The 23,044-nt window shown below is 41.9% G+C and carries 23 protein-coding genes and 1 other annotated feature; of the genes, 6 read left to right on the top strand and 17 right to left on the bottom strand.

The genetic code is table 11. The features are described from left to right. The first annotated feature begins 8 nt into the window (after nucleotides 1-8). Nucleotides 9-752 carry a TIGR03915 family putative DNA repair protein gene (locus tag DFR58_RS09275; RefSeq protein ID WP_114297564.1) on the top strand — a complete coding sequence of 248 codons (744 nt, stop codon included), beginning with the start codon at nucleotides 9-11 and terminating at the stop codon, nucleotides 750-752. A 9-nt stretch (nucleotides 753-761) separates the two neighbouring features. Here DFR58_RS09275 and DFR58_RS09270 read toward each other — a convergent pair whose 3' ends face one another. From DFR58_RS09270 to DFR58_RS09260, 3 genes are all read right to left on the bottom strand, one after another. Next, complete coding sequence (locus DFR58_RS09270) at nucleotides 762-1,403, bottom strand: TraR/DksA C4-type zinc finger protein (protein WP_114297563.1); 642 nt, start codon at nucleotides 1,401-1,403, stop codon at nucleotides 762-764. After that, nucleotides 1,396-1,716 carry a DUF5665 domain-containing protein gene (locus tag DFR58_RS09265; protein ID WP_278278805.1) on the bottom strand — a complete coding sequence of 107 codons (321 nt, stop codon included), beginning with the start codon at nucleotides 1,714-1,716 and terminating at the stop codon, nucleotides 1,396-1,398. Before DFR58_RS09265 ends, DFR58_RS09270 begins: the two co-directional genes overlap by 8 nt. Before the next feature lie 63 nt (nucleotides 1,717-1,779). After that, nucleotides 1,780-1,995, bottom strand: a complete 216-nt coding sequence (locus DFR58_RS09260; RefSeq protein WP_114297561.1) for a hypothetical protein — start codon at nucleotides 1,993-1,995, stop codon at nucleotides 1,780-1,782. Between the two features lie 110 nt (nucleotides 1,996-2,105). Here DFR58_RS09260 and DFR58_RS09255 point away from each other — a divergent pair, with 110 nt between their 5' ends. Both DFR58_RS09255 and DFR58_RS09250 read left to right on the top strand, forming a co-directional pair. Beyond that, the gene (locus DFR58_RS09255; protein WP_114297560.1) at nucleotides 2,106-2,891 is read left to right on the top strand and encodes an S-methyl-5'-thioadenosine phosphorylase; all 786 of its coding nucleotides are present in this window, start codon (nucleotides 2,106-2,108) and stop codon (nucleotides 2,889-2,891) included. A 15-nt stretch (nucleotides 2,892-2,906) separates the two neighbouring features. Beyond that, nucleotides 2,907-4,628, top strand: coding sequence for a DUF5050 domain-containing protein (locus DFR58_RS09250; protein WP_114297559.1), 1,722 nt, complete (start codon nucleotides 2,907-2,909; stop codon nucleotides 4,626-4,628). Nucleotides 4,629-4,677: 49 nt separating this feature from the next. Here the strand turns inward: DFR58_RS09250 and aroB are convergent, their stop codons facing one another. From aroB to DFR58_RS09205, 9 genes are all read right to left on the bottom strand, one after another. Next, the gene (gene aroB / locus DFR58_RS09245) at nucleotides 4,678-5,754 is read right to left on the bottom strand and encodes a 3-dehydroquinate synthase (protein ID WP_114297558.1); all 1,077 of its coding nucleotides are present in this window, start codon (nucleotides 5,752-5,754) and stop codon (nucleotides 4,678-4,680) included. 39 nt (nucleotides 5,755-5,793) lie between these two features. Further along, on the bottom strand, nucleotides 5,794-8,925 hold the full coding sequence (gene ileS / locus DFR58_RS09240) for an isoleucine--tRNA ligase (RefSeq protein WP_114297557.1): 3,132 nt from the start codon (nucleotides 8,923-8,925) through the stop codon (nucleotides 5,794-5,796). 63 nt (nucleotides 8,926-8,988) lie between these two features. Next, nucleotides 8,989-9,261, bottom strand: a binding site (T-box leader). 56 nt (nucleotides 9,262-9,317) lie between these two features. Beyond that, nucleotides 9,318-9,773, bottom strand: coding sequence for a DivIVA domain-containing protein (locus DFR58_RS09235; RefSeq protein WP_114297556.1), 456 nt, complete (start codon nucleotides 9,771-9,773; stop codon nucleotides 9,318-9,320). Between the two features lie 112 nt (nucleotides 9,774-9,885). Then, nucleotides 9,886-10,689: a YlmH family RNA-binding protein gene (locus DFR58_RS09230; RefSeq protein WP_114297555.1), complete on the bottom strand. Its 804-nt coding sequence runs from the start codon at nucleotides 10,687-10,689 to the stop codon at nucleotides 9,886-9,888. Nucleotides 10,690-10,704: 15 nt separating this feature from the next. Beyond that, entirely contained in the window at nucleotides 10,705-10,974 is a 270-nt protein-coding gene (locus tag DFR58_RS09225) for a YggT family protein (protein ID WP_114297554.1), read from the bottom strand. Nucleotides 10,975-10,986: 12 nt separating this feature from the next. Beyond that, nucleotides 10,987-11,442 (bottom strand): cell division protein SepF, encoded by a 456-nt coding sequence (locus DFR58_RS09220; RefSeq protein WP_114297553.1) that lies wholly within the window; start codon nucleotides 11,440-11,442, stop codon nucleotides 10,987-10,989. Between the two features lie 85 nt (nucleotides 11,443-11,527). Further along, a complete protein-coding gene (locus DFR58_RS09215) occupies nucleotides 11,528-12,229 on the bottom strand; it encodes a YggS family pyridoxal phosphate-dependent enzyme (RefSeq protein ID WP_207659198.1) in 702 nt (233 codons plus the stop codon). Beyond that, a complete protein-coding gene (locus DFR58_RS09210) occupies nucleotides 12,226-13,500 on the bottom strand; it encodes a biotin/lipoyl attachment domain-containing protein (RefSeq protein WP_114297552.1) in 1,275 nt (424 codons plus the stop codon). Before DFR58_RS09210 ends, DFR58_RS09215 begins: the two co-directional genes overlap by 4 nt. A gap of 9 nt (nucleotides 13,501-13,509) precedes the next feature. Further along, nucleotides 13,510-14,802, bottom strand: a complete 1,293-nt coding sequence (locus DFR58_RS09205) for a methionine gamma-lyase family protein (RefSeq protein WP_114297551.1) — start codon at nucleotides 14,800-14,802, stop codon at nucleotides 13,510-13,512. 167 nt (nucleotides 14,803-14,969) lie between these two features. Here DFR58_RS09205 and DFR58_RS09200 point away from each other — a divergent pair, with 167 nt between their 5' ends. The 3 genes from DFR58_RS09200 (at nucleotide 14,970) to DFR58_RS09190 (ending at nucleotide 16,970) form a co-directional block, all read left to right on the top strand. Next, nucleotides 14,970-15,890 (top strand): RluA family pseudouridine synthase, encoded by a 921-nt coding sequence (locus DFR58_RS09200; protein WP_114297550.1) that lies wholly within the window; start codon nucleotides 14,970-14,972, stop codon nucleotides 15,888-15,890. A 119-nt stretch (nucleotides 15,891-16,009) separates the two neighbouring features. Then, nucleotides 16,010-16,567, top strand: a complete 558-nt coding sequence (locus DFR58_RS09195; RefSeq protein ID WP_114297549.1) for a MerR family transcriptional regulator — start codon at nucleotides 16,010-16,012, stop codon at nucleotides 16,565-16,567. A 220-nt stretch (nucleotides 16,568-16,787) separates the two neighbouring features. Then, nucleotides 16,788-16,970 carry an aspartyl-phosphate phosphatase Spo0E family protein gene (locus DFR58_RS09190; protein ID WP_114297548.1) on the top strand — a complete coding sequence of 61 codons (183 nt, stop codon included), beginning with the start codon at nucleotides 16,788-16,790 and terminating at the stop codon, nucleotides 16,968-16,970. Nucleotides 16,971-17,066: 96 nt separating this feature from the next. On the opposite strand, the gene spo0A is transcribed toward DFR58_RS09190, so the two are convergent. From spo0A to DFR58_RS09165, 5 genes are all read right to left on the bottom strand, one after another. After that, nucleotides 17,067-17,870 carry a sporulation transcription factor Spo0A gene (spo0A, locus tag DFR58_RS09185; protein ID WP_114297547.1) on the bottom strand — a complete coding sequence of 268 codons (804 nt, stop codon included), beginning with the start codon at nucleotides 17,868-17,870 and terminating at the stop codon, nucleotides 17,067-17,069. 405 nt (nucleotides 17,871-18,275) lie between these two features. Further along, nucleotides 18,276-19,631: a SpoIVB peptidase gene (gene spoIVB / locus DFR58_RS09180; protein WP_114297546.1), complete on the bottom strand. Its 1,356-nt coding sequence runs from the start codon at nucleotides 19,629-19,631 to the stop codon at nucleotides 18,276-18,278. A gap of 237 nt (nucleotides 19,632-19,868) precedes the next feature. Further along, complete coding sequence (gene recN, locus DFR58_RS09175) at nucleotides 19,869-21,599, bottom strand: DNA repair protein RecN (protein ID WP_114297545.1); 1,731 nt, start codon at nucleotides 21,597-21,599, stop codon at nucleotides 19,869-19,871. Nucleotides 21,600-21,653: 54 nt separating this feature from the next. Next, nucleotides 21,654-22,103 carry an arginine repressor gene (locus tag DFR58_RS09170; RefSeq protein ID WP_114297544.1) on the bottom strand — a complete coding sequence of 150 codons (450 nt, stop codon included), beginning with the start codon at nucleotides 22,101-22,103 and terminating at the stop codon, nucleotides 21,654-21,656. Then, entirely contained in the window at nucleotides 22,081-22,974 is an 894-nt protein-coding gene (locus DFR58_RS09165; protein WP_114297543.1) for an NAD(+)/NADH kinase, read from the bottom strand. The genes DFR58_RS09170 and DFR58_RS09165 overlap by 23 nt, the downstream gene beginning before the upstream one ends. Between the last annotated feature and the right edge of the window lie 70 nt (nucleotides 22,975-23,044).

Genomic DNA, 23,044 nt, shown 5'->3' with positions numbered 1-23,044 from the left:
TGAAGGAAATGAATATATACACATACGACGGAAGCTTTGAGGGCCTGCTGACTGCCGTTTTTGAGGCCTACTACAGAAGGGATTTCCCCGATAGGATATTATCCCGGGTTAAGCTTCAGCAAAGCCTGCTGGATACATATACGTATATACCCGCCGATGCCGAAAAAGCCTATAGGGTATATACCTCAATAAGGGAAAAAATATCGTCAATGAGCCTTAAAAGGATATATTATGTGTTTTTATCAGAGGATGCCGATGCGGCAACGCTGATATACGAATACCTTGTTCTTGGCTTCAAAATGAAGAGCAGGCTGGATCTGCATCTTTCGGATCAGCGTGTCCTGAAGGTGCATAACTTAAGCCGCAAGGTAATGGGAGAAAGCCACAGGATGAACGGTCTGCTCAGATTTCAGGCGATATATGAGGATGTATACTATGCTCCCATGGAGCCGGATTATAATATTATAAGTGTTATAGCCCCGCACTTTAAGCAGCGTTTAGGGTGCCAGCACTGGATTATTCACGATATTAAAAGAGGTCTTGCCGCTATTTATGACAAAAACCTTCTTCGCTATGAAGAAACAAGCTTTAAGGGAAGCTTTCTTAAGGAATATGGAGAAACAGATTACCAGAGACTGTGGAAAGGATATTTCCGGGAGATCGCCATAAAGGACAGGATAAATTCAGGGCTTCAGAAGAAAAACATGCCTGCAAGGTATTGGAAATACCTTGCAGAGATGCAGCCGGATTAGAAGATCATATTAATCGGGAAGCTGTTTTTTATAGTATTCATTTGATATATTGTCCATTTTCTCTACAATTCCTTGGTGGTCTATTTTATTTGTATAATATTCTTCATAGTCATGGTAGCCTCCAAGATCCTGAGGACTGTCGGAGGAGCCGTACTTCATGAGGTCGCCTAGCTGATCCATTCCCTCATGCTCGTCATCCTCCCTTTTGTTTAAATATTTTCTTCCAAAGGGGGCGTCCCAAATCAGCTCCTCATTGGGCCTCTGCCTTGCCAGTATTTCAGGGTCCACCGCCGTGTCCTCCTGACAATCAATACACAGACGTGCATACGGCATAGCCTCAAGCCTTTCCATGCTTATGTCCCTGCCGCAAAATGCACATTTACCAAAGCTGCCCTTTTCAATGCGTGAGAGGGCATTGTTTATGTCTTTTAAAATGTTTTTCTCATGCAGCTTAAGAGCGGTGTTCATTTCAGTCATATACAATTCGCTTCCCAAATCGGCAGGGTGGTTATCATAGCTTGAAAGCTCGTTGCTTGAATAATTTTCCTGCTCCTCTGCTTCATTCTTTGTCATTTTCTGAACAGTTCCGCCTATATCTCTAAGCTTATTCTCCAGTAATTCCCTGAAGTGATTTAAAGAATTGTTATCCACCTATTCTGCCTCCAGTCTTATTCATACTATCCTGTACAATTTCTATAATTTCGCTTATAAATTCTCCTATTATGGGCAAATTCCATTTTACTATTATCTGAAGCAGGTATACTATCAACGCTCCAAGAAGCGTAAAGCCTATCGCAATTCCGAAGCCTCTTGCCAGCCCCCCTAAAAAATTAGGCCAAAACATTTTTCTCGGATGCTCAAGAAAGTGGACATAGTCTACCAGCTTAAATCTTTCCATATTAAGAGAAATTTTATCAAGCTTTTTATTTATTACTTTCAAAAGTGCTGTTTTCCCAAACATCATAAAACCTCCGGCAAATTTATGATATCCCGGTTCGTCTGTTTTTATGTCAATGGATATTTTCACTTATTCTTTAGTTATCAGGTAATTACAATTGAATATGTCCTTCTGAAGAGTTCCTTCAATGTCCCCAAGCCTCAGCCTGATTAAAGAAAGAAGCTCATGGATTTGGTCCCCTTCGTCTTCAGGGCTTTTTTCTTCAAGCATATTGAGAAGCTCTCGGGTGGCTTTATAAATATTTTGCAAATCGCTTTTTATCTCGGTGGTTAGTATTTCGCTCATAAAACCTCCTAATAAATACATAAATAGAAATCTTTTAATTGAAAGTTAGTGTTTTTATATTATAATATACTTATATTTAAATATATATTTATTAATACAGGAGGTTTTATATGGATTTTAAAGCAGATATAGGTGTTTTTGGCGGCTCGGGCTTTTATTCCTTTTTAGAAAACATAGAAGAGGTGGAAATTGACACCCCTTACGGAAAACCAAGCGACAAAATAGCTTTGGCTACATATGACGGCAAAAAAATAGCCTTCCTGCCGCGCCATGGAAAAAATCATCACCTTCCGCCTCATATGATACCGTATAGGGCAAACATAAGCGCAATGAAGCAATTGGGCGTAAAAAAGATAATTGCTCCAACCGCATCAGGGAGTCTGCAACCCGAAATAAAGCCCGGCGATTTTGTCGTAAGCAGCCAGTTTGTCGACAGGACGTGGGGACGTAAGGACACCTTCTTTGACGGGCCTGAAACCAGGCATATAAGTGCGGCCCATCCGTATTGCCCCAATTTAAGGCGCCTGGCAATAGAAGCCGGAAAATCCCTTGGAATCACTATTCATGAGGAGGGTACGGTTGTAGTAATTCAAGGGCCCAGATTTTCTACAGTTTCTGAAAGCAGGTGGTTTAGCAAAATGGGATGGGAGGTAATAAATATGACCCAATACCCCGAATGCTACCTGGCCCGTGAAATGGGCATCTGCTATGCCAATATATCGCTGATTACTGATTTTGACGCTGGCTTAGAGGGCAGAGACGATATCCCTCCCGTTACGGAAGGTGAGGTGCTTAAGGTTTTCAGTGAAAATAACGATAAAGTAAAGAAGATGATTTTTGAGATCATTAAGAAAATAGAGTTGTGTGAAAATGACTGCACATGCTGTGGTACATAAAGGAGAAAATTATTTATGAAGGGTTTTATAAAATTGTCCTGCCTGCTGTTTGTTTTTTCGCTTGCTGTGGCTTTCAACGTGTCCGCTGCTTATGCAGAGGATGCTCCTGCCGTCAAACAAAGCGCACTGGTTGAAAAGGAAGGCAAAAAAATACTGGAGTTTCCCGACAAAAATCTTGAGAAGGCTGTGAGGGAGGCTTTGGAAAAGCATGAGGGAGATATATCCTTAGAGCAAGCGGGAACGCTTGAGGCTCTGGATGCTTCAGGCAGAGGCATATCGGAGCTTGAAGGGATACAATACCTTACAGGACTGAAGGATCTTTATCTGTTTGAAAATAAAATAAAGGATATCACTGCCCTTTCCGCGCTCAAAGACCTTGAGACGGTATATTTGCAGGACAATATGATAGGTGATATCCGCCCATTGAATGGCCTTAAGAAAATTAAAACCATAGATCTGTGGGATGCCCAATCCCTCGACGAGCTTAAGCTCCTTGACAGGGCTGCAGAGGAAATAATAAGGAAGGTCATAAAGCCGGGAATGACGGAGCTTGAAAAGGAAATAGCCCTGCATGACTACATCGTCTGCAACACTGATTATGACAAGGAGAACTATTACAGCAGCACTATCCCCAAGGAATCACATGACCCCTACGGCATACTCATTAAAAAGGTTGGAGTATGCGATGGATACGCCGAGACAATGAACATACTTCTATCCAAATGCGGAATTGAAAGCATTGTGGTAATAGGAGAAGGAATAGGCGATTTAGGCTGGGAAGGCCATGCATGGAATATTGTAAAAATAGACGGAGTGTATTATCATCTTGACGTTACCTATAACGATCCCACCACGGAAGACGGCTCAAGCTATATGCAGCATAAATATTTTAATATTTCCGATACGCAGATGGGTGTAGACCACAATTGGGATCGCAAGAAATACCCTGCGTGCAAGGAGGATAACCCCATTTACTGGATTGAGCTGGATGAAAACAGAAATGCGGCAGTGGGAAGGGACGTATACGTAACAATTGAAAATGAAAGCCTTTACAGGAAAAATCTTAGCGACGGCTCCAATGCTGTCAAGCTTTGTGAGGACAAAGTGTCCGATGTCAGTCTTGACGGGATCTGGATATACTACAGGAACTTGAGCGACGGGAATAAGGTTTATAAAATAACCTTAGGCGGCACAATGAGAACAAGGCTTAATAATGAAAGCTCAAGCTTTGTCAAGGTGTATGACAATATGATTTTTTATCTCAATGACCAAAACAGGATATGCAGGATGGATACAAACGGAAATAGTAAAACCTTTATGAACAGTGATGCACTAACCGGCTACTTTACCATTAAGGATGGCTGGATTTACTACAGATGCTTTAACTGGGGCAGCGGAGCTGCACTCTACAGGGTAAAACCCGACGGCACTATCAGGCTTCCCGTAATAGCCGACTCTCTTGAGGGCTTTAAGATGACAGAGAATGGCTACAAGGTTTCGTATTTCTTGGGAAGGTTTGAATATATTATTGATGATTGGGTTTACTATGTAAACGAAAGCGACGGAGGCAAAATTTATAAAATAAAGGTTGCGGGAGACGGCAAAACAAAGCTCAATGACCACAGAAGCTCAAGGATTGAGCTTCAAAGCGGGTTTATCTACTATAAAAATGAATACGGAAAGTATTGCAGGATGAAAATGGATGGGAGTACGCCTCCCGAGGTTTTGGAGGACTAAAAAAAGCTGCCCTTTATAAAGTTAATTTATAAAGGGCAGCTTTTTTTGTCTAGCCCAAATCCGATATTGAGCTTTTGATCAGCGCTTCGTCGTCGACGGCGCACTGCACCACTTCCCCGATCCCCTTTGGAAGCACAAACTGCAGCCTGCCGTTTTTTATCTTTTTATCGTAAAACATCTGCTCAAATACACTCTGCACATCTATGCCCTCCAGCCTCACCGGAAGTCCTATCCTTACCAGAGCATCCTCTACACGCCTTACAACCTCTTCCCTGACCATTTCAAGCCTTGCGGCCATTTTAAAAGCCCCTACCATTCCCAGAGATACACATTCCCCGTGCAGATACTTAAAGTCATACACGCTTTCTATGGCATGGCCTATTGTATGCCCGAAATTAAGTATTGCCCTAAGACCGCTCTCCTTTTCGTCCTGCTCCACGACAGAGCCTTTTATGGAGCAGTTTGTCTTTGTTATATATTGCAGGACATCCTCATTGAAGCTGAATATCTTTTCGGTGTTATAATTAATATACTCAAAAAAATCTGCGTCTCTTATTATTCCATGCTTTATAATTTCGGCAAACCCTGAGATAAACTCTTTTTTAGGCTGCGTCCTTAAAGCGTTTACGTTTATATATACAAGCTTGGGCTGGTAAAAGGCTCCTACTATATTCTTGCTTCCCTCAAAGTCAACTCCCACCTTCCCTCCTACGCTGCTGTCGGCCTGTGCAAGCGATGAAGTGGGAACCTGCACAAAATTTATTCCCCTTAAAAAGGTGGCGGCCGCAAAGCCTGTAATATCCCCTACTACACCTCCGCCCAGAGCTATAACGGCAGAGCTTCTGTCAAGCTTCTGACCTATCATGAACTTATAAATATCGGTAACGGTATTTATGTTTTTACTCTTTTCTCCCGCCGGTATAACAAATTTTACAACCTCATACCCGGAGGATTCCAGAGCCGCTATGCACTCCGCCGCCTGATACTTCTCCACGTTGGTGTCGGTAACCAGCACCAGCCTTCCCCCCAGCCTCGCCCCTGCAATGCATTTGCCTATACCGGAGTAGTCGGAGGTAATATAAATGGGATAGCTGCGCTCCCCTAAATTAATGTTAAATTTGTTCATAAAGCCCCCCTTATATAATCAAAGAACACAAGACGAGAATCAGTCCTTTACAACTGTTATAAATACCTTCTCACCGTTAATATTCCATTCCTTTTCATAACCGTCGGTAGTACCGTTAGCACTTCCCACGGATATACCGGAAGCCAGTACCTCAGCGGCAATCTGCTGCCTGTTGCTCAAAATTATATTTGCTATTCGGGCATTATCCCTGTAAAACAGCTTTATGTTGTCCTGAACCTCAAAGCCTGCTTCCTTTCTCATTGTCTGAATCTTACTTATCAGCTCACGCACAAAGCCTTCCTCTATCAGCTCAGGGGTGAGGTTTGTGTCCAGAACTACAGTGATATCCCTGTCACTCTCTGCCATAAAGCCTTCCCTCTGTGCTGTTTCAACCAATACGTCCGACTTGGCAAGCTCTATTGTCCGGCTGTCAAGCTCAAAGCTTATTGTTTCATCCCTGTTAAAGCTGTCCATGACCTCATTTCCGTCAAGAGTATTAAGCGTTGCGGCAATCTGAGGAACCAGCTTTCCGTATTTAGGGCCCAAGGTCCTAAGCTGCGGCTTAAATTTATAGGTTGTAAAGTGTGAGGCATCATCCGTAAAAATTATTTGCTTTATATTAAGCTCGTCAAGCACAAGCTCCTTGAAAATTTCAGGAAGCTCAAAATCCGCCTTTACATACATTTTTCCTATGGGCTGCCTGTTTTTTATGTTTGCCGAGTTTCTGCAGGCCCTTCCTTGAACGACAACCCTTAATACAAGATCCATATTTTTTTCCAGTTCCTTATCGACCGCCTTTTCATCGACCTCTGGGAAGCTGCACAGATGCACACTCTCAGCGGCTCCTGCATTGATGCTTTTGACAATATTCCTGTATATCGACTCCGAGATAAAGGGAACAAACGGCGCGGCAAGCTTTGTTAGAGTGACAAGCACGGTGTTTAACGTCATATACGCATTTATTTTATCCTGCTCCATACCGGTATGCCAGAAGCGTTCTCTGCTGCGCCTTACATACCAGTTGCTCAACTCGTCTGTGAAATCCTGTATGGCCCTTGCTGATTCCGTTATTCTATAGCCCTCAAGGTTTTTGTCAACGGTATCTATAAGAGTATTCATTTTGGACAGAATCCATTTGTCAATTACAGGCAGCTTGTCATATTCAAGCTTATGGTCGCATGGATTAAATTTGTCTATGTTGGCGTAGAGAATATAGAAGGCATAGGTGTTCCACAGCGTTCCCATAAACTTTCTCTGGCCCTCACTGACAGCCTCCTCATAAAACCTGCTGGGAAGCCACGGAGCGCTGCCGGTGTAAAAATACCAGCGTACCGCATCTGCTCCCTGCTTATCTAAAACAGTCCACGGATCAACAACATTTCCCTTGTGCTTGCTCATTTTCTGCCCGTCCTTGTCCTGTACATGCCCCAGAACGACGACATTCTTATATGAAGGCTCGTCAAACAGCAGGGTGGAAATTGCCAAAAGCGTATAGAACCAGCCTCTGGTCTGATCTATGGCCTCACTGATAAAATCAGCCGGGAAATTGTCGTGGAATATGTCCTTGTTTTCAAAAGGGTAATGCCACTGGGCAAAGGGCATTGCTCCCGAGTCAAACCAGCAGTCTATTACCTCCGAAACCCTTTTCATTTTACCATCATCACACTTGGGGCATTTTAAAAGCACACCGTCTATATAGGGTTTGTGAAGCTCAATATCGTCAGGCACATTCTCCCCCATGGCTTTAAGCTCCTCGATGCTGCCTATCACATGCCTGTGCCCGCACTGGCATTCCCATATGGGAAGGGGAGTACCCCAATACCTCTCGCGGCTCAAGCCCCAATCAACCACATTTTCCAAAAAATTCCCGAAGCGCCCCTCCTTTATGTTGTCGGGCAGCCAGTTAATTTTGTTGTTGTTTTTTATAAGCTTATCTCTAACCTCGGTCATTCTTATAAACCATGTGTCGCGAGCATAGTAAAGCAGAGGAGTGTCGCATCTCCAGCAGAACGGATATGAATGCTCATAATCCATGGATTTATATAAAAGGTTTCTCTGGTCGAGGTTTTTGATTATCTCAGCGTCTGCATCCTTGGCAAATACACCCTTCCACGGCTCCACAGCGTCTACAAAATTACCCTGCTCGTTTACAAGCTGCACAAAGGGCAGATCGTACTTTCTTCCTATGCTTGCGTCATCCTCACCGAAGGCTGGAGCGGTATGGACAATGCCGGTACCGTCGGTAGTGGTTACAAAGTCGCCGCAAACAACATAGAAGGCTTTTTTATCCACCTTGGCAAAGTCAAATAAAGGCTCGTATTCAATGCCTGCCAGGTCTTTTCCAGAGATTTTCTCAAGGACAGTATATTCTTCCTTCAATACTGCCTCGGCAAGAGCTTCCGCCAGTATATATGTCTCGTCGGCACATTTTACCTTTATATATTGTATATTGGGGTTTACCGTAAGGGCAACGTTTGACGGCAACGTCCACGGAGTTGTCGTCCATGCCATGAGGTATTGCTGCTTTTCGCCCTTTATCGCAAATTTTACATATATTGAGGTTTCCTTTACATCCTTGTAGCCCTGCGCGACCTCATGGCTTGAAAGGGATGTCCCGCAGCGGGGGCAGTAGGGAACGATCTTGTGCCCCTTGTATATCAGGCCCTGATCCCATATTTGCTTTAAGGCCCACCAGACAGACTCTATATAGCTGTTGTGGTAAGTCACATACGGGTGATCCATGTCGGCCCAATAGCCCACCCTATCGCTCATTTTGCGCCACTCGTTTTCGTACTTCCATACGCTTTCCTTGCATTTCTTTATAAACGGCTCAACTCCATATTTTTCTATTTCAGGCTTTCCGTTTATGCCAAGCAGCTTTTCCACCTCAAGCTCCACAGGAAGCCCATGTGTGTCCCACCCGGCCTTTCTCAACACCTTATAGCCCTTCATTGTCTTATACCGAGGTATTATATCCTTAACAACCCTTGTTATAATATGGCCTATATGAGGCTTTCCGTTAGCGGTAGGAGGTCCGTCATAAAAAGTAAAGGTAGGCCCTCCGGCTCTTATTTCAATACTTCTTTTAAAAATATCGTTTTCCTTCCAGAACTTAGAAACTTCATGCTCCCTGTCAATAAAGTTCAGGTTTGTGGACACTTTTTCATACATTATCTATTACCTCCGAATCTATAGTTTAAAAAACAAATAAAAAAGCCTTCTCAAAAATCCCTGCAAAGGGACGAGAAGGCATAGCTCACGCGGTACCACCCAATTTTATTATGACTTGTTATAATCACTTCATTGTAATAACGGTTTTATCCGGCACAGCTTACTTAAAAGTCCCGCTGTTTAAAGCGGAATATTTCAGCCGGCAGCTCATGGATGATTTTCAAAGACCGACCCTACAGGACTCGCACCATGCGCACCATGCATAACAAGCACGTCCGCCCGCCTGCTCTCTTATAAGAAGCCCTATCCTCTACTCTTTCCAGTCATAGCTTTTATCTTCTATATTATTTTATAGAATTATACACCATAAAAAACTCACATGTCAAGAAAAGTTAGTTGTAGTCCGCAAACATCTGCTTCAATACCTCAAGCTGTGAAAGCAGTAAGGTCTCCGATTTGGATTTGAAGATATGAAGCTTCTTTCTCATTTCCTCATATTCAAACTTTATTTTTATAACCTCCTGATTGGCGTCACCTATTATTTTCTGAGCCTTTATTTCAGCCTCTTTAATTATATTTTCAGCCTTTTCATATGAGTTCTTTTTAATATCCTCGCTTGTCTGCTGGGCAACCAGCATTATGTTCTGAAGAGAGTCCTCCATATTTTTATAGTGCTGAATGCCTTCGTTCAGTACAGAAATTCTATCCTTTAAATCGACATTCTCACGCACATATGCTGCATAATCCTCAATTATTTTATCCAGCACCTCATTTACCTGATCCTCACTATAGCCCATAAAACCCTTTTTAAAGGTTAAATTCTGTAGATCATTGGGAGTATAATTCACAATCCCGCACCTCTCATTCTAAAAGCTTATTAAGGTATATTATAGCAATAAAAATTCCATATGGGAATATAAATTGTTACTAAAATTTTCTATAAGCCGTTAAATTCTAAAATTAAACAAACTTTTTAAGAAAAACCCTTATTCTGTCCTTTCTGGTATTTCCTCCGATGTCCTCAACGGCAACGCGCCCCTGCCCCCTAATTGATATTATATCTCCCTGCTTGACCTGCTTTGTCGGACTGCTGCTCATTTCCCAATTGAGATTTACCCTTTCTGCCCTTATATAATCGCAGATCTTGCTTCTTGATATACCAAAGCCCGCACTTGCGACGCAATCAAGCCTTAACGATGCTACCGTAGCGTTAATTTCCTTTACCCTCTTTTGAGCATCCTCCATATTAACAGTATCCTCAACGCTGACGCTAACCCTTGCCCTGCCTATTCTTGACAAATTATAGCATATGTAATCCGCAATATCACTCAGCACAATCACGCTGCATGAGTTCTCCCGCTCATCCTTCCTCACAACAATATCTCCTATTTTTTCTCTTTTTATACCCAGAGACATGAGAGCCCCCAGATAGTCTCTGTGAGAAAGCTCCTCCCTGCTTTTATCAGCTATTGTTAAAAGCCTTAGGGGATTTTGGTCATGCATTTCATCTTCATACGCAAAATCAGGGTGAAAAACCACTATGGCTCTTTCGGCCCCGTCATAGCCGCCCCAAAAGGTATACCGGAGCCCCTTTATATGCTCTAAAGCCCCGTGTACAAGACTTCTTTGATAAGGATCGAGAAAATCCGAATGCGCATAACTGTTTGCAGCTTCGGATTTAGCAACCTTATCCAGAACTTTTGACACCAGCAGCTTGTCTTCAAGCTTTGAAATGCTCTTTAAAATAAGCTCCTTTTTAATCATTGTGTGTCCAATCCATTATAAAAATCTGTCAAGCATATTTCTCAGCACGCTTATTAATAAAAAAGCAATTATGGGAGAAAAATCAAGCATCATGTTTCTCCCCGCGGCCGACCTTTCTATAAGGCCCCTTATAGGAGCAAGGATAGGCTCCGTAAGCTGATACAGAAGTCTTATTACCTTGTTGTCCTTTGGAATGGGAAGCCAGGATATTATTACTCTGGCAAGTATTGCATACTGAATAAATACCAGAATCAATTTTACAGCAGTACCAATCAAGTCCGTCATTAATTACCTCCGTTATTTAGCCCAGGGAAAGGAAGCGCCTTTATTTCTGAGCTCGTCTTTAAAATCACCCATCACATCCACATTGTTAGGAGCTATAACAAAAATTCCCGCCGCTACCTTCTGAATTGTCCCGTCCAGCGCATATATGGAACCGCTTAAGAAATCAATTATTCTCTGGGCGCATTCCTTTTCAACCTGCTCAAGATTTACTACCACAGGCTTTTTGTTTTTGAGATGATCACATATGTCCTGAGCATCATCAAAATTCTCCGGCTGCATAATCACCACTTTGAACTGAGATGCGGAATGAATATTTACCACCTTGCTCTGCTGCTTTTTAGAAGACAGCGGCGAGAATTGAGGATGCAGCACCTGATCCTTCACCAAATCCTGATCTTCAATTATTTCCTCCTCTTCTTCAGCCTCCCAGCCTACAAAATTAAGAACCTTGTCAAACAATTTTGCCATAAGCTTAATCCTCCCTGTTTTTCCTTAGTAAACCTTTAATATTCTAATATATTTTTTATATTTTTAATTAACAGCAAAAATTATTTTATGCTCTTCGCCCGAATATGGCGGTGCCTATCCTCACCATATTTGCTCCTTCTTCAATCGCCACCTCAAAATCATTGCTCATTCCCATTGAAATGTAACGCATATCTATATTATCAATATTTTCCTTCTTTATGTCAATAAATATTTTATTTAAGTCTCTAAAAACATATCTTACTTCCTCCGGGTTGTCGGTAAAAGGAGCCATAGTCATCAGTCCCTTAACCCTTAAGTGGCTGTGGGATGCGATAGCCTTTACAAAATCCATAACGCCGTCGGGGGAAATACCGTATTTTGACCCTTCACCCGACACATTGACTTGTATAAGTATGTCTGCCGGCCTGTCTATTTTCTTCGCTCTCTGCTGTATTTCCTCTGCAAGCTCGGCCCTGTCAACGGAATGTATCAGCTTTACCCTGTCGATAATATACTTTACCTTATTTGTCTGAAGATGGCCTATCAAATGCCAATGGCATTCCCTATCTATCTTATCGTACTTTTCGCACAATTCCTGAACCCTGTTTTCTCCCAGCTCAGTCATACCGCAGTCAACAGCCGTAACGATTCTTTCAGGTTCTATTGTTTTTGAAACAGCTATAATGTGAATTTCCCCGGCAGTCCTTCCGCTCTTCTCAGCAGCTGCTCCCACTCTTTTTATGATATCCGATATATTATTCCTTATGATATCCGAGTCACCCATCATTGACCTATCGCCTGCCCCTCTTGAATATTTCCAGGCCTGCATACATATACGTCATACAAGCCCATATTGCTTTTACTCTTTTCCTCTATATTGGTTATAACTGCAAAATCATCATTTCTGCCTACAATTTTTACCGGCCTTATAACGGCGCAGCTTGCCTTTACCAGAACTATTGAAGCCGTCATAGAGGAATAATCCGCATCCCTTAGACTGCTTAAGGGAACCTTATACCCCTCATAGTATCTGGATATAATATCTATATTTGTTTTCCTCAAAGCTGCGGTTTCGCTCATCCCCTCGCTTACCTTTACGGCTATTATACGCTTTCCCTCTTTATTTGCTGAAATATATTCTATTTTCCCCTTTACTGTTTTATTTATTTCATTCATTCTCACGCTTACGGTGTCTCCCTGCTTGAATATGGCGGCCTCATCAGGTGTAACAGCCGCCGCCATATAAAACTCTATATCCTTTATTATTTTTGCAAAAGGCTTTCCCGCCTCAAGCCTTTTTCCATTAATATTATTAACTGAGTACTGAGTTTTGATCCCTTCAAGGAACCCCGGCGTGAGCTCCTTTATAAAGTCCCTGGTCAATATTTCCTCATAACCGTCAACCACATATGATATTATTCCCGGTGATTTTGACCTTATAACCTTCGTGCCTGCTCTAATCTCAGCCTGCAAAGCGTTTTTTTGCTGCTTCAGCGAATTCATATGGGCATCCGCGCTTCCAGTATCCCCATTTATGGCCGCCTTCTTTTGAATCAGAGAATTTATCTGAAGCCTGATTTCATCACTCTCGGGGATATTGTTGCTTCTGCTTACCTTTACCATCTCTCTTATTTTAGTATCTATTTCACCCTCTATTTTAATTATATCACTGGAAAAAATTTTTTTGTTTTTATTTTTTTCCTGCTGCGCCTTTATTATTTCAATGTCCTTCTGCTTCAAAGCAGTCAAAAGATTTTCGGAGCTTTCCCCAACAACGGTAGCCACACTGAAATTAGCCGGTATTTTATTCCCCTCCTCCGCCTCGGGTATGCAGATGCCATCAGAGGATGATTTTAATACATCTTCGTCCCTTATAAAGAAGGCTTCGCTATTAACCGACTCCTCGAGAGTTCCTATCTTTATAACGTCGGTATTTATTTCCCTCCCGTATACCCAGTGCATGAGAGACGGAACGTAAACTAAGAGAAACATTATAATCAGGAAGCTCCCTATTTTTATTTTGGATATTTTTTTTTCTTTTCCCTCTTCTGCTTTCATAGGAACCCCTTATATCTTAATTATTCCTCTGTCCAGCATCATCTGCAAAGATATCAGTACACCGAGCTTTACATGCTCATAAACCAGTCCGCCCTGCATATAGGCTATATAGGGAGGCTTCATCGGCGCGTCGGCACTCAGCTCTATTGACGAGCCCTGTATAAAAGCCCCCGCCGCCATTATTACCGGGCAATCATATCCCGGCATGTCCCATGGCTGGGGAGTAACAAATGCGTCAACGGCCGAGCCCTTTTGTATCCCCTGGCAAAATGCCACGAGGCTGTCGGGATTGCCAAACTTTATGGCTTGTATTATATCTCCTCTTTTCTCATCCCATGCAGGCGAGGTTTCAAATCCCAGCTTTTCCATCAGCGCAGCACAGTAAACAGCGCCCTTAAGGCTTTCCGCCACTGTATGAGGAGCCATGAACAGCCCCTGGAATAGAAGCCTGGAATGGCCCAGAGTGGAGCCAACCTTTTTACCTAATCCGGGAGTTGTAAGCCTGTATGCCGCTTTTTCCACAAGCGCTTTTTTCCCTGCAACATATCCCCCTGTCGGAGCAAGCCCCCCGCCGGGATTCTTTATAAGAGATCCGGCAACCAAATCGGCTCCCGCCTCAACAGGCTCCATTTCCTCTGTAAATTCTCCATAGCAATTGTCTATAAGTATAACGGCGTCCTTCTTAATGCTCTTTATATATTCGACAGCCTTTCGTATATCGGATATGTTTAAAGAGGGCCTCCAGCCATAGCCCTTTGAGCGTTGAATGAGCACCAGCCTTGTGTTTGTACCCACCGCGTTTTTAATACCCTCAAAATCCATTCCTCCGTCGGCAAGCAAATCAACCTGTCTGTATGAAATTCCGAACTCCCCAAGAGAGCCTCCTCCCGTTCCCCTTAGCCCTATAACCTCCTCAAGTGTGTCATATGGCTTTCCCGTAACAGACAGCAGCTCGTCCCCCGGCCTTAAAACACCGTACATGCATATGGCAAGAGCCTGTGTTCCCGATACTATCTGGTGCCTTACAAGCGCGGCCTCTGCTTTAAAAACATCCGCATAGACTAAGTCCAGTATTTCCCTGCCCCTGTCATCATATCCATAGCCCGTTGTTCCAGAGAAATGTGTTTCGCTCACATTGTTTTTTTGCATTGCGCTTATTACCTTGAACTGATTGTATTCCCTTATTGAATCAATGCTTCCCACAACATCGGCAATAGCCTTTTCAGAGCTGTTGGAGAGCTTTATAATGCTTTCGTCAATTCCAAATTCATTTTTCAAAAACGCCTGAGACTTAAAATTCATTTAAATTGTCCTCGCTTCGTATTATATGTCTGCAATAATTTTATACGACCTTTATGCTTATTTCAATAATATTCTTTCGGCAGCCCTATTTTTAGGTATTTAGGCCTATATCTTCTCCCCTTGCTTTTACAGGAAATATATTATACTATCAATATCGGTGATTAATTTTGAACATTAAATATATTGTAGATGAGCAGCACTCAGGTAAAACGGTAAAATTTATTTTGAAAAATATAATTGAATTGTCTGAAAGATTTATAAAAAGGCTGAAGAACTCAGGAGGTATATTATGTAATTCAGCCCCGGCATACGTAAACTCTATGGTAAAAAACGGAGATATAATAGAGGTTTTAATGGATTTTACCGAAGAGTCGGAGGATATAATCCCCCAAAACCTCGGCATCAATATCATATTTGAAGACGAATGGATGATAGCTCTCGACAAGCCGCCGCATATGGTTGTTCATCCAACCTTCAATTATCCTTCGGGGACTGTTGCAAATGCCGTATGCTATTATTTAAGGCAGAAGGGGGAATTTAAAAAGATTCGTCCCGTAAGCAGGTTGGACAGAGACACCTCCGGGATAATAGTTTTTGCAAAAAATCCTTTCGTGCAGGAGGCGTTAATAAGGCAGATGAAGGATAAAACCTTTTCAAAGGAATATATGGGAGTGGTGTATGGAAATATGGAGCAAGCGGAAGGCACTATAGACCTTCCCATAGACCGGAAGCCGGGAAGTATAATCACAAGGCATATAGCCCCCTCCGGGATGCCCTCTGTGACACATTATTCCGTACTGGAGAGCCTGAATAATTTCTCTTTGCTAAGGTTTAAGCTTGAGACAGGAAGAACCCACCAGATAAGGGTTCATTGCCAGGCCATAGGCCACCCCATTGTGGGAGACAGCTTATACCCGCATATTATGACCGAGCCCGGGTCGCCCTGCCTTCCGGCAGGTGTGGCAGACCGTCAGGCACTTCACTCATACAAGGTGTGCTTTATTCATCCTTTTTCTAAAAAAGTCACCGAGCTTGCTGCTCCCCTTCCCAAGGACATAAAAAACCTTTTGGAAATATTAAGAAAATAATAAGTTTTTTATTTACATTATTTTACATAAATGTTATCATGTATACTGACAATATTATTTTAGCAATTATTATACAATTTTTATTCTTAAATAACAGATTTTATTTGGGAGGAAATGTTGTGGAGATACTAAAGGATAGATATACGATAACAGAGCTCAGTGAACGTCTTGAAATTACCGATCATGCCTTAAGATACTATGAAAAGGAATTCAATCTAAAGGTACCTAAGGATGAGAGGGGAAGGAGGTATTATACTCCTGAATATGCAAATATAATGTATCAGATTAAAAAAATGAGGAGTGAGGGCCTTGAAATAAAGGCAATAAAAAAGGTGCTGCAGGCAGAGATTGCAGTAGAATCGCCTCCTGTCGTACTCAATGAGGATTCCTTTTCGGTGGTACCCTTTAACCAGTCCGATAATTCAAAAGACATAAGAGAATTTTTTGAGGAATTTAAGGAGCAGCTTACTTCGGGCATGGCCTCTGAGCTGTCGTCTACAAGGGATCATATTACCACTGAAATCAGTAAAACAAAGCTTGAGCTGGGGGCCTGTGTTGAGAACAGCATGAGAAGGCTTGAGAATAAGATGGAAAAGCACTTTTCGGAGGTAGACCGTTGTATAGGAAATTGGAGAGAAAAAAACAAGCGCGGCTTCTTTAAAAGACTTTTTAAATAAGCGCGGATTTTTTAAAAAAGCTTTTTAAAAAAATTCAAAATAAAGAATAGGGGTTCCTTGTTATATATTTGATACGGGAATCCTTTTTCTGTTAAATTGATGTTGAAAATATTCATAAAATGTTAATATTAAACTAGTTTATTTTACATGCGATTATTCCGATTAAATAAATACAGGGTTGGTATAATATTTATTTAAATACATAATAGAGGAATAATTGATGAATTTGTTGAAAGAGCTTGAAAAAGCTAAAAAGCGTCTCGAAAAGTTAATAAGCATGGATAAGCCTTTAGACAGCAAAGAAGTACTGGCCGCAAGCAAAAAGCTGGATAAAATTATTCTTGAATATCAAAAGACCATTTATGACAAGCATAAATCAGACAAAAAGAAGAAATCCTTTTAAAGGCTATGCCGACTCAAAGGGCCTATGCTCAATTATTTATGCATCTTGGAAGAGCCTGAAAACCCCCCATGTAAAAAAACACAGGGGGATATGTAATCAGCTTACCTTTAGCTCCAATCTTAATTTATCCGCTACCATTGCAATAAACTCAGAGTTTGTCGGCTTTCCCTTACCCGTGCTTACAGTATATCCGAAAAGGGCGTCTATTGCCTCAACCTGGCCTCTGCTCCATGCCACCTCAATGGCATGTCTTATTGCCCTTTCAACTCTGCTGGGGGTTGTGTTGTATTCCTTGGCAATGCTTGGATAAAGCTGCTTTGTTATGGAGTTGATAATGTCGAGATCCTTAATAACCATCATGATTGCATCTCTTAAATACTGATATCCTTTTATGTGCGCGGGCACCCCTATTTCGTGCATTATGCTTGTAACCTCCACCTCAACGTTTCTGGAGCCGGAAGAATGGTGATGGGGCCTTGATTCCATTGTATACTCGGGTCTTACTACAACTGCCTGATTTATGTCCTTGAGCTGCCTTATTCTCGATACAAGTATGTCCATGTCAAACGGCTTGACGACGTAATATTCGGCACCAAGTGCCAGAGCTCTTTGGGTTATCTTGTCCTGACCTACCGCAGAAAGAATAATAAAAAGAGGCCTCTTGCTCATATGCGTTGCATTGGTCTTTTCCAGCACCCCCAATCCGTCAAGGTGAGGCATAATTATATCCAAAACAGCTATATCAGGTGTTTTAGAGGTAATTAGCTCAAATGCCTCAAGTCCATCACGAGCCACTCCGATGACTTCAATATCATTTTGACTGTTCAGGTATTCACAGAGAATATCTCCAAATTCCCTATTGTCATCAGCGATGACTACCTGTATTTTTTTCCCTAACAAAATAACACTCCCCCTTAACGTTTGTAAATAATTATTATTTTTTGTATTTTACTTCCTTGAATAAATTTCATATAACTATTATATTTGGCTTTCGACAAAATTTCAAGACGTATTTGCTAATATTTAGTAAATAATAACATTATTAACATCTTACTGTTCTTAAAATGCTGCTGCTTTTAGTTGAAAAAATTTTTTACAATCTGCAAAACACAGATTTTGTGGCACTTTTAAGCATTTATTAAATAAAACGGCACAAGTCTTAAATGCTTTAAAATTTTTCTATAATAGCTATATGCACATAATTTTTACAAAAAGCTATGGATTCCATGCAAAACGGCATTTATAGGCTATTGCGGGAATTAGGCGAAAGGAAATTATGCGGAAATACTTTGAGCTGCGCCGCTTTCAGCCCGCTTTTGCAAGAGTTTTTAATTTTCCCGAATGGGCACCGTTCACATTTTTAACCATGCGCTCAATAAAAATACCGTATCCTCTGGTTGGATCATTTACCAGCACATGTGTTACGGCACCAACAATTTTTCCGTTTTGCAGTATGGGGCTCCCCGACATTCCCTGTACGATTCCCCCTGTTTTATTAAGAAGCTTTTTATCGGTTACTTTTATAACCATTCCTTTAGTTCCTTCTGTGTTTTGCCTGCTGACCTTTATTATATCAATTTTAAATTCCTCAACGTCCTTTCCGCTGATATTGGAAAGTATTGTGGCAGGGCCCTCCCGGATATCCGATTTCAGAGCGATGGGATAAAGCCTGTGGGATATTTTATTAAGAGATTTACTGTCAAATGCACCGTATATCCCATACTCACAATTGGTTTTTATGGTTCCCAGCTTGTTTTCTTCTATAAAAACTCCCCTAAGCTCCCCCGGATTTCCCTGTTTGCCTTTCTTTATGGTTAATATTTGAGACTCTAAAATTTCACCTGAAAGCACAGGCATTAGCTCTCCGGTATCTATATCGGCTATTCCGTGCCCTAATGCCCCGAAGCACCCCGTTTCAGGATCGTAAAAGGTCATAGTGCCTATTCCGGCGGTACTCTCCCGAACCCACAGACCTATTCGGTACTTTTCATCATCAACTGACTTTACAGGTTGGATCTCGCCGCTCATCAGGTTATTTCCACGCTTATACTTAATATCTACTTTTTCACCGCGGCTTTTTTCAATTTCCCCCAGAAGCTCCTTAACACTATTTACCTTTGTGTTATTGATTTCCGTTATCAAATCACCCTGCTTAATGCCGCTCTGCTTGGCAGGTGTAATTCTTTTTTCTTCCATAGTCTCAACATCTGAAATTCCTATTACAAGAATACCGTCTATTTTTAGCTTAACTCCTATTGTATTTCCACATGCGGCAATTTTTTTATTTGGTACGACATCTACCTTTATTGTTCTCAAGGGTATAACGCCTAATATTCTCAAATTGAGACTAACGCTTCCATTTTTTTGGGGCCTTAATAAAAGAGGAGATGACAGCCTAAAATAGCCCTGCTTTTTTTCTATTTCACCATCGTTCAGCTTTACAACCCCTATCTTATCTGCCTTAATGCTTACAAGAAAAGGGCTTTTTAAGTCTATCACATGCTCCTCACCCTCTAGCAGCGTCATTTCTCCCGGTACTGCAAAGACTGTTCTCAAATAGCTTAAAAGCATAACCAGAAAGCATACAATTAAAAAAACAATAAATTTCTTCCTGTGATTGCCTAAAGATTTTATACCGCTAATAATTCCTGTAAAGTTCATTATCTTACACGCTCCTTGATGTCGTAGTCAGGAAGTTTAATGGGCTGATAGCGCAAAAATACCTGCGTATGGTTGTTAAAAAGACATACACGCCCATTTTTTATTTTTAAGTCCGTCATACTAAAGATAAGTTAACCTTAGAGAAAGCTATTTATTCAAGCAAATAAAAGCATAAAAAACAAAAGTCCCCCATTGACGAAGAACTCTTGCTTCTTATGCTTTTATTTTTATTGTTTTTTATTTATTTTTAAAATCACGGGAATTTGCAAGCATTTCCTCAGCATGCTTTAGCGTTATGGAGGATATGCTGGCTCCTCCTAATATACGGGCGATTTCATCCCTCAACGCAACACCCTTCAACGGCTTTATATCAGTTTCGGCGGTATTCTCCCCTGTGATTTTTTCAATAAGGAAATTATGATCTGCCATACAGGCTATCTGTGCCAGATGGGTAACACAAATCACCTGATGCCTTGAGGAAATCAGGCACAGCTTTTCTCCTACCTTTTGTGCGGCTCTTCCGCTGATACCTGTATCTATTTCATCAAATATCAACGTGGGAACGTTATCCTCACTTGCCAGAATAGTTTTAATCGCAAGCATTATTCTGGACATTTCGCCCCCGGAAACAATTTTGGACAGAGGCTTTAAAGGCTCTCCCGGATTGGAGGAAATAAGAAATTCCACCTTGTCCAGACCGTTTTGCATAAATTTTATATCAATTGCACCCTCTGCTGAACATTCCTCCGGTCCGTCAAGGACAATATTGACCTTAAATTTTGCCTTCTTCATTTCAAGGTCTTCCAGTTCCTTTGCTATTTCCCTTTCCAAAAGCCGCGCCGCTTTATTCCTCTCGTCGTGAAGCCTGTGAGCAATTGAAAGCAGTCCCTTAGATAAGCTCTTTAGCTCTTGCTCCAGCTCCTTTATTATTTCCTCTCCGCGTATTATATCCTCCAGCTCCTGCTCTATGCCCCCGCAGTATCTAAGGATATCTTCTACCGAAGGCCCATACTTTTTAGCCAGCTTATGTATAACATCTATTCTTTCCTCAATATGCTCAAGCAAATCAGGGTCATACTCCACGGTGTCCCTTTCATCTCTTATGCACTTGGTTATGTCCTCAAGCTGATAGCAAATATCTTCAAGCCTTAAGGCGATATCTCCAAACCTTCCGTCAAGCCCCGAAATACCCTTAAGCGCCGTCAGGGCTTCGTTTATGCTGTCGCAGCCCGAAGCTTTTATTTCGTTTCCCGTGAAAAGAAGCTCATAGGCATGTGACAGGGCCTGTGAAATTTTGCCCGAATTTGAAAGCAGCGATCTTTGCTTATTTAATTGCTGCTCTTCCCCCGGCTTTAAGCGGGCCTTTTTTATCTCGTCTATCTGAAATTGCAGCAAATCTATTTTTCTCTCTCTCTGTCCGAAATCACCTGATAGCTCCTTAAGTCTGGATTTTATGCCATTGTACTTAAGAAGCAAGCTGGAATATTCCTGCCGGAGCCTTTTGATGGCTTCCTCCCCGAAGGAATCCAGCATGTCTATGTGATCCTCCGTCCTTAAAAGAGACTGGTTATCGTGCTGCCCGTGTATGTCTATCATTCTTTGCCCCAGGCTTTTCAGCATGGATACCGTAGCCATTCTGCCGTTTATTCTGCAGGTATTTTTGCCCGAGACGGTAAACTCTCTCGATATAATCAAGGTTCCGTCTTCCTCTTCATCAATGCCGTAGCTCTCAAGCAAATCGCTTACCCTGCCCTCCGGCATCTTAAACACTGCCTCTACAGAGGCCTTATCCTTCCCTGTTCTTATAAGCTCTTTAGATACCCTTCCACCTAAAATAGCATTTATTGAATCAATAATGATGGACTTTCCCGCCCCGGTTTCTCCTGTAAGAATATTTAGCCCGCTTCCCGGCTCAATGGTGACACTGTTGATTAACGCAATATTATGTATATGCAATTGAGTTAACATATTTCTCCACCCCCGCCTCCATATTTTGAAGGTTCTGCCGTATGTCCGCCGATCTTACCTTGCCATTTTGTTGAATCTGTTTACCAGCTCTTCTGCTATTTTCTCCGCCCTGCAAACAATCATTACAGTGTCGTCTCCCGCAATAGTCCCCACTATTTCCGTCTGCCTTAGCGAGTCTATGGCCGAGGCAGCGGCCTGAGCCATGCCCGGAAGGGTTTTAACCACAACAATGTTATTGGCATAATCACTCGATGCATAAGACTCGGAAAAAATATTCATGAGCTTATTGGATGTTATGTTTTCCGACTTTACAAGGGGTGCGTATTTATACCTTCCGTCCTCAGTCATTACCTTAACCAGCCTCAGCTCCTTTATATCTCTCGAAACAGTGGCCTGGGTAACATCCGTCCCCATTTTCTTGAGCTTTTCGGCGAGCTCTTCCTGGGTTTCTATAATGTTTTTTTCTATAATTTCCAGAATCTTAGCGTGTCTGCTGTACTTCATTTTTTCTCAGGCTCTCTCCTCTATCATAAATTTTAGTTCTGAGTATATTGAAAAAATTTCTGGAGGTTATTTTCGCCAGCTTTACTGAATGTTCAGCCTTTCTAACCTCTATTCTAAAGCCGCCTCTTATCTCATAGCCCATCTGTCCGTCCACCGTAACCATGGCGTCATGGCCGTAGTTCTCCTCAACGACAACCTTGACAACACGGCTTCCGGCGGTTATGAAGGATCTTGAGTACAGTATGTGAGGGCATATGGGACTTACTATAATGAGATCTATATCAGGCTCTACAATGGGGCCTCCAACCGAAAGGGAGTAAGCAGTCGAACCCGTGGGGCTTGAGACTATCAGCCCGTCGCCGGGAAAGCTGTCAACAAAATCATCGTTTATATATGTCCTTAAGTGGAGTATCCTTGAAAGGGCCCCTCTCGAAATAACTATGTCGTTAAGAGCAAAATCCCGGGCTATCATTTTATCGCCGTCCCATATGGTAGCCTCAAGCATCATTCTATCCTCTATGTCGTATTTCCCGTCCATTATTAAGTCTGCGGCGTTATGTATCTCGCATTTTTCAACCTCGGTTAAAAAGCCCAGACTTCCCAGATTAATTCCAAGTATGGGTATTCCCTTTAAGTAAGCTCTTCTGGCAACCTTAAGAAAGGTACCGTCTCCGCCCAGACAAATTATTATATCCGACTGGTTGAAAATGACATCATCATCATTTTCCGAGGCTTCAAGCCCCAATTCCTTTCCAGCATCTGAAGCTACCCGCACAAGCTCCGATTTTTCAAGTATACAATCTATGAGCATCCTCGTATATTTAAGGTCATGATCCTTATCCCTGTTTGTAATAACTCCAATAGTTTTCATTTGCTTCTCCTTGTTAAAGCAAAGTATAATCTTACCTTTTATTCATTGTAATTATATCCGATAAATAAAA

Source organism: Anaerobacterium chartisolvens, assembly GCF_003337415.1.
Lineage (GTDB): Bacteria > Bacillota > Clostridia > Acetivibrionales > DSM-27016 > Anaerobacterium > Anaerobacterium chartisolvens.
This window is presented reverse-complemented; position numbering and strand designations above follow the sequence as displayed.

What these genes read in the sequence shown, in the direction of transcription:
- DFR58_RS09250 (WP_114297559.1), top strand. Translation starts at nt 2,907, where the DNA reads ATGAAGGGTTTTATAAAATTGTCCTGCCTGCTGTTTGTTTTTTCGCTT.
- DFR58_RS09275 (WP_114297564.1), top strand. Translation starts at nt 9, where the DNA reads ATGAATATATACACATACGACGGAAGCTTTGAGGGCCTGCTGACTGCC.
- DFR58_RS09190 (WP_114297548.1), top strand. Translation starts at nt 16,788, where the DNA reads ATGAATTTGTTGAAAGAGCTTGAAAAAGCTAAAAAGCGTCTCGAAAAG.
- recN (WP_114297545.1), bottom strand. Translation starts at nt 21,599, where the DNA reads ATGTTAACTCAATTGCATATACATAATATTGCGTTAATCAACAGTGTC.
- DFR58_RS09265 (WP_278278805.1), bottom strand. Translation starts at nt 1,716, where the DNA reads ATGATGTTTGGGAAAACAGCACTTTTGAAAGTAATAAATAAAAAGCTT.
- DFR58_RS09205 (WP_114297551.1), bottom strand. Translation starts at nt 14,802, where the DNA reads ATGAATTTTAAGTCTCAGGCGTTTTTGAAAAATGAATTTGGAATTGAC.
- DFR58_RS09215 (WP_207659198.1), bottom strand. Translation starts at nt 12,229, where the DNA reads ATGATGGGTGACTCGGATATCATAAGGAATAATATATCGGATATCATA.
- DFR58_RS09210 (WP_114297552.1), bottom strand. Translation starts at nt 13,500, where the DNA reads ATGAAAGCAGAAGAGGGAAAAGAAAAAAAAATATCCAAAATAAAAATA.
- spoIVB (WP_114297546.1), bottom strand. Translation starts at nt 19,631, where the DNA reads ATGAACTTTACAGGAATTATTAGCGGTATAAAATCTTTAGGCAATCAC.
- DFR58_RS09225 (WP_114297554.1), bottom strand. Translation starts at nt 10,974, where the DNA reads ATGACGGACTTGATTGGTACTGCTGTAAAATTGATTCTGGTATTTATT.
- DFR58_RS09230 (WP_114297555.1), bottom strand. Translation starts at nt 10,689, where the DNA reads ATGATTAAAAAGGAGCTTATTTTAAAGAGCATTTCAAAGCTTGAAGAC.
- DFR58_RS09255 (WP_114297560.1), top strand. Translation starts at nt 2,106, where the DNA reads ATGGATTTTAAAGCAGATATAGGTGTTTTTGGCGGCTCGGGCTTTTAT.
- DFR58_RS09170 (WP_114297544.1), bottom strand. Translation starts at nt 22,103, where the DNA reads ATGAAGTACAGCAGACACGCTAAGATTCTGGAAATTATAGAAAAAAAC.
- DFR58_RS09220 (WP_114297553.1), bottom strand. Translation starts at nt 11,442, where the DNA reads ATGGCAAAATTGTTTGACAAGGTTCTTAATTTTGTAGGCTGGGAGGCT.
- DFR58_RS09165 (WP_114297543.1), bottom strand. Translation starts at nt 22,974, where the DNA reads ATGAAAACTATTGGAGTTATTACAAACAGGGATAAGGATCATGACCTT.
- ileS (WP_114297557.1), bottom strand. Translation starts at nt 8,925, where the DNA reads ATGTATGAAAAAGTGTCCACAAACCTGAACTTTATTGACAGGGAGCAT.
- aroB (WP_114297558.1), bottom strand. Translation starts at nt 5,754, where the DNA reads ATGAACAAATTTAACATTAATTTAGGGGAGCGCAGCTATCCCATTTAT.
- DFR58_RS09260 (WP_114297561.1), bottom strand. Translation starts at nt 1,995, where the DNA reads ATGAGCGAAATACTAACCACCGAGATAAAAAGCGATTTGCAAAATATT.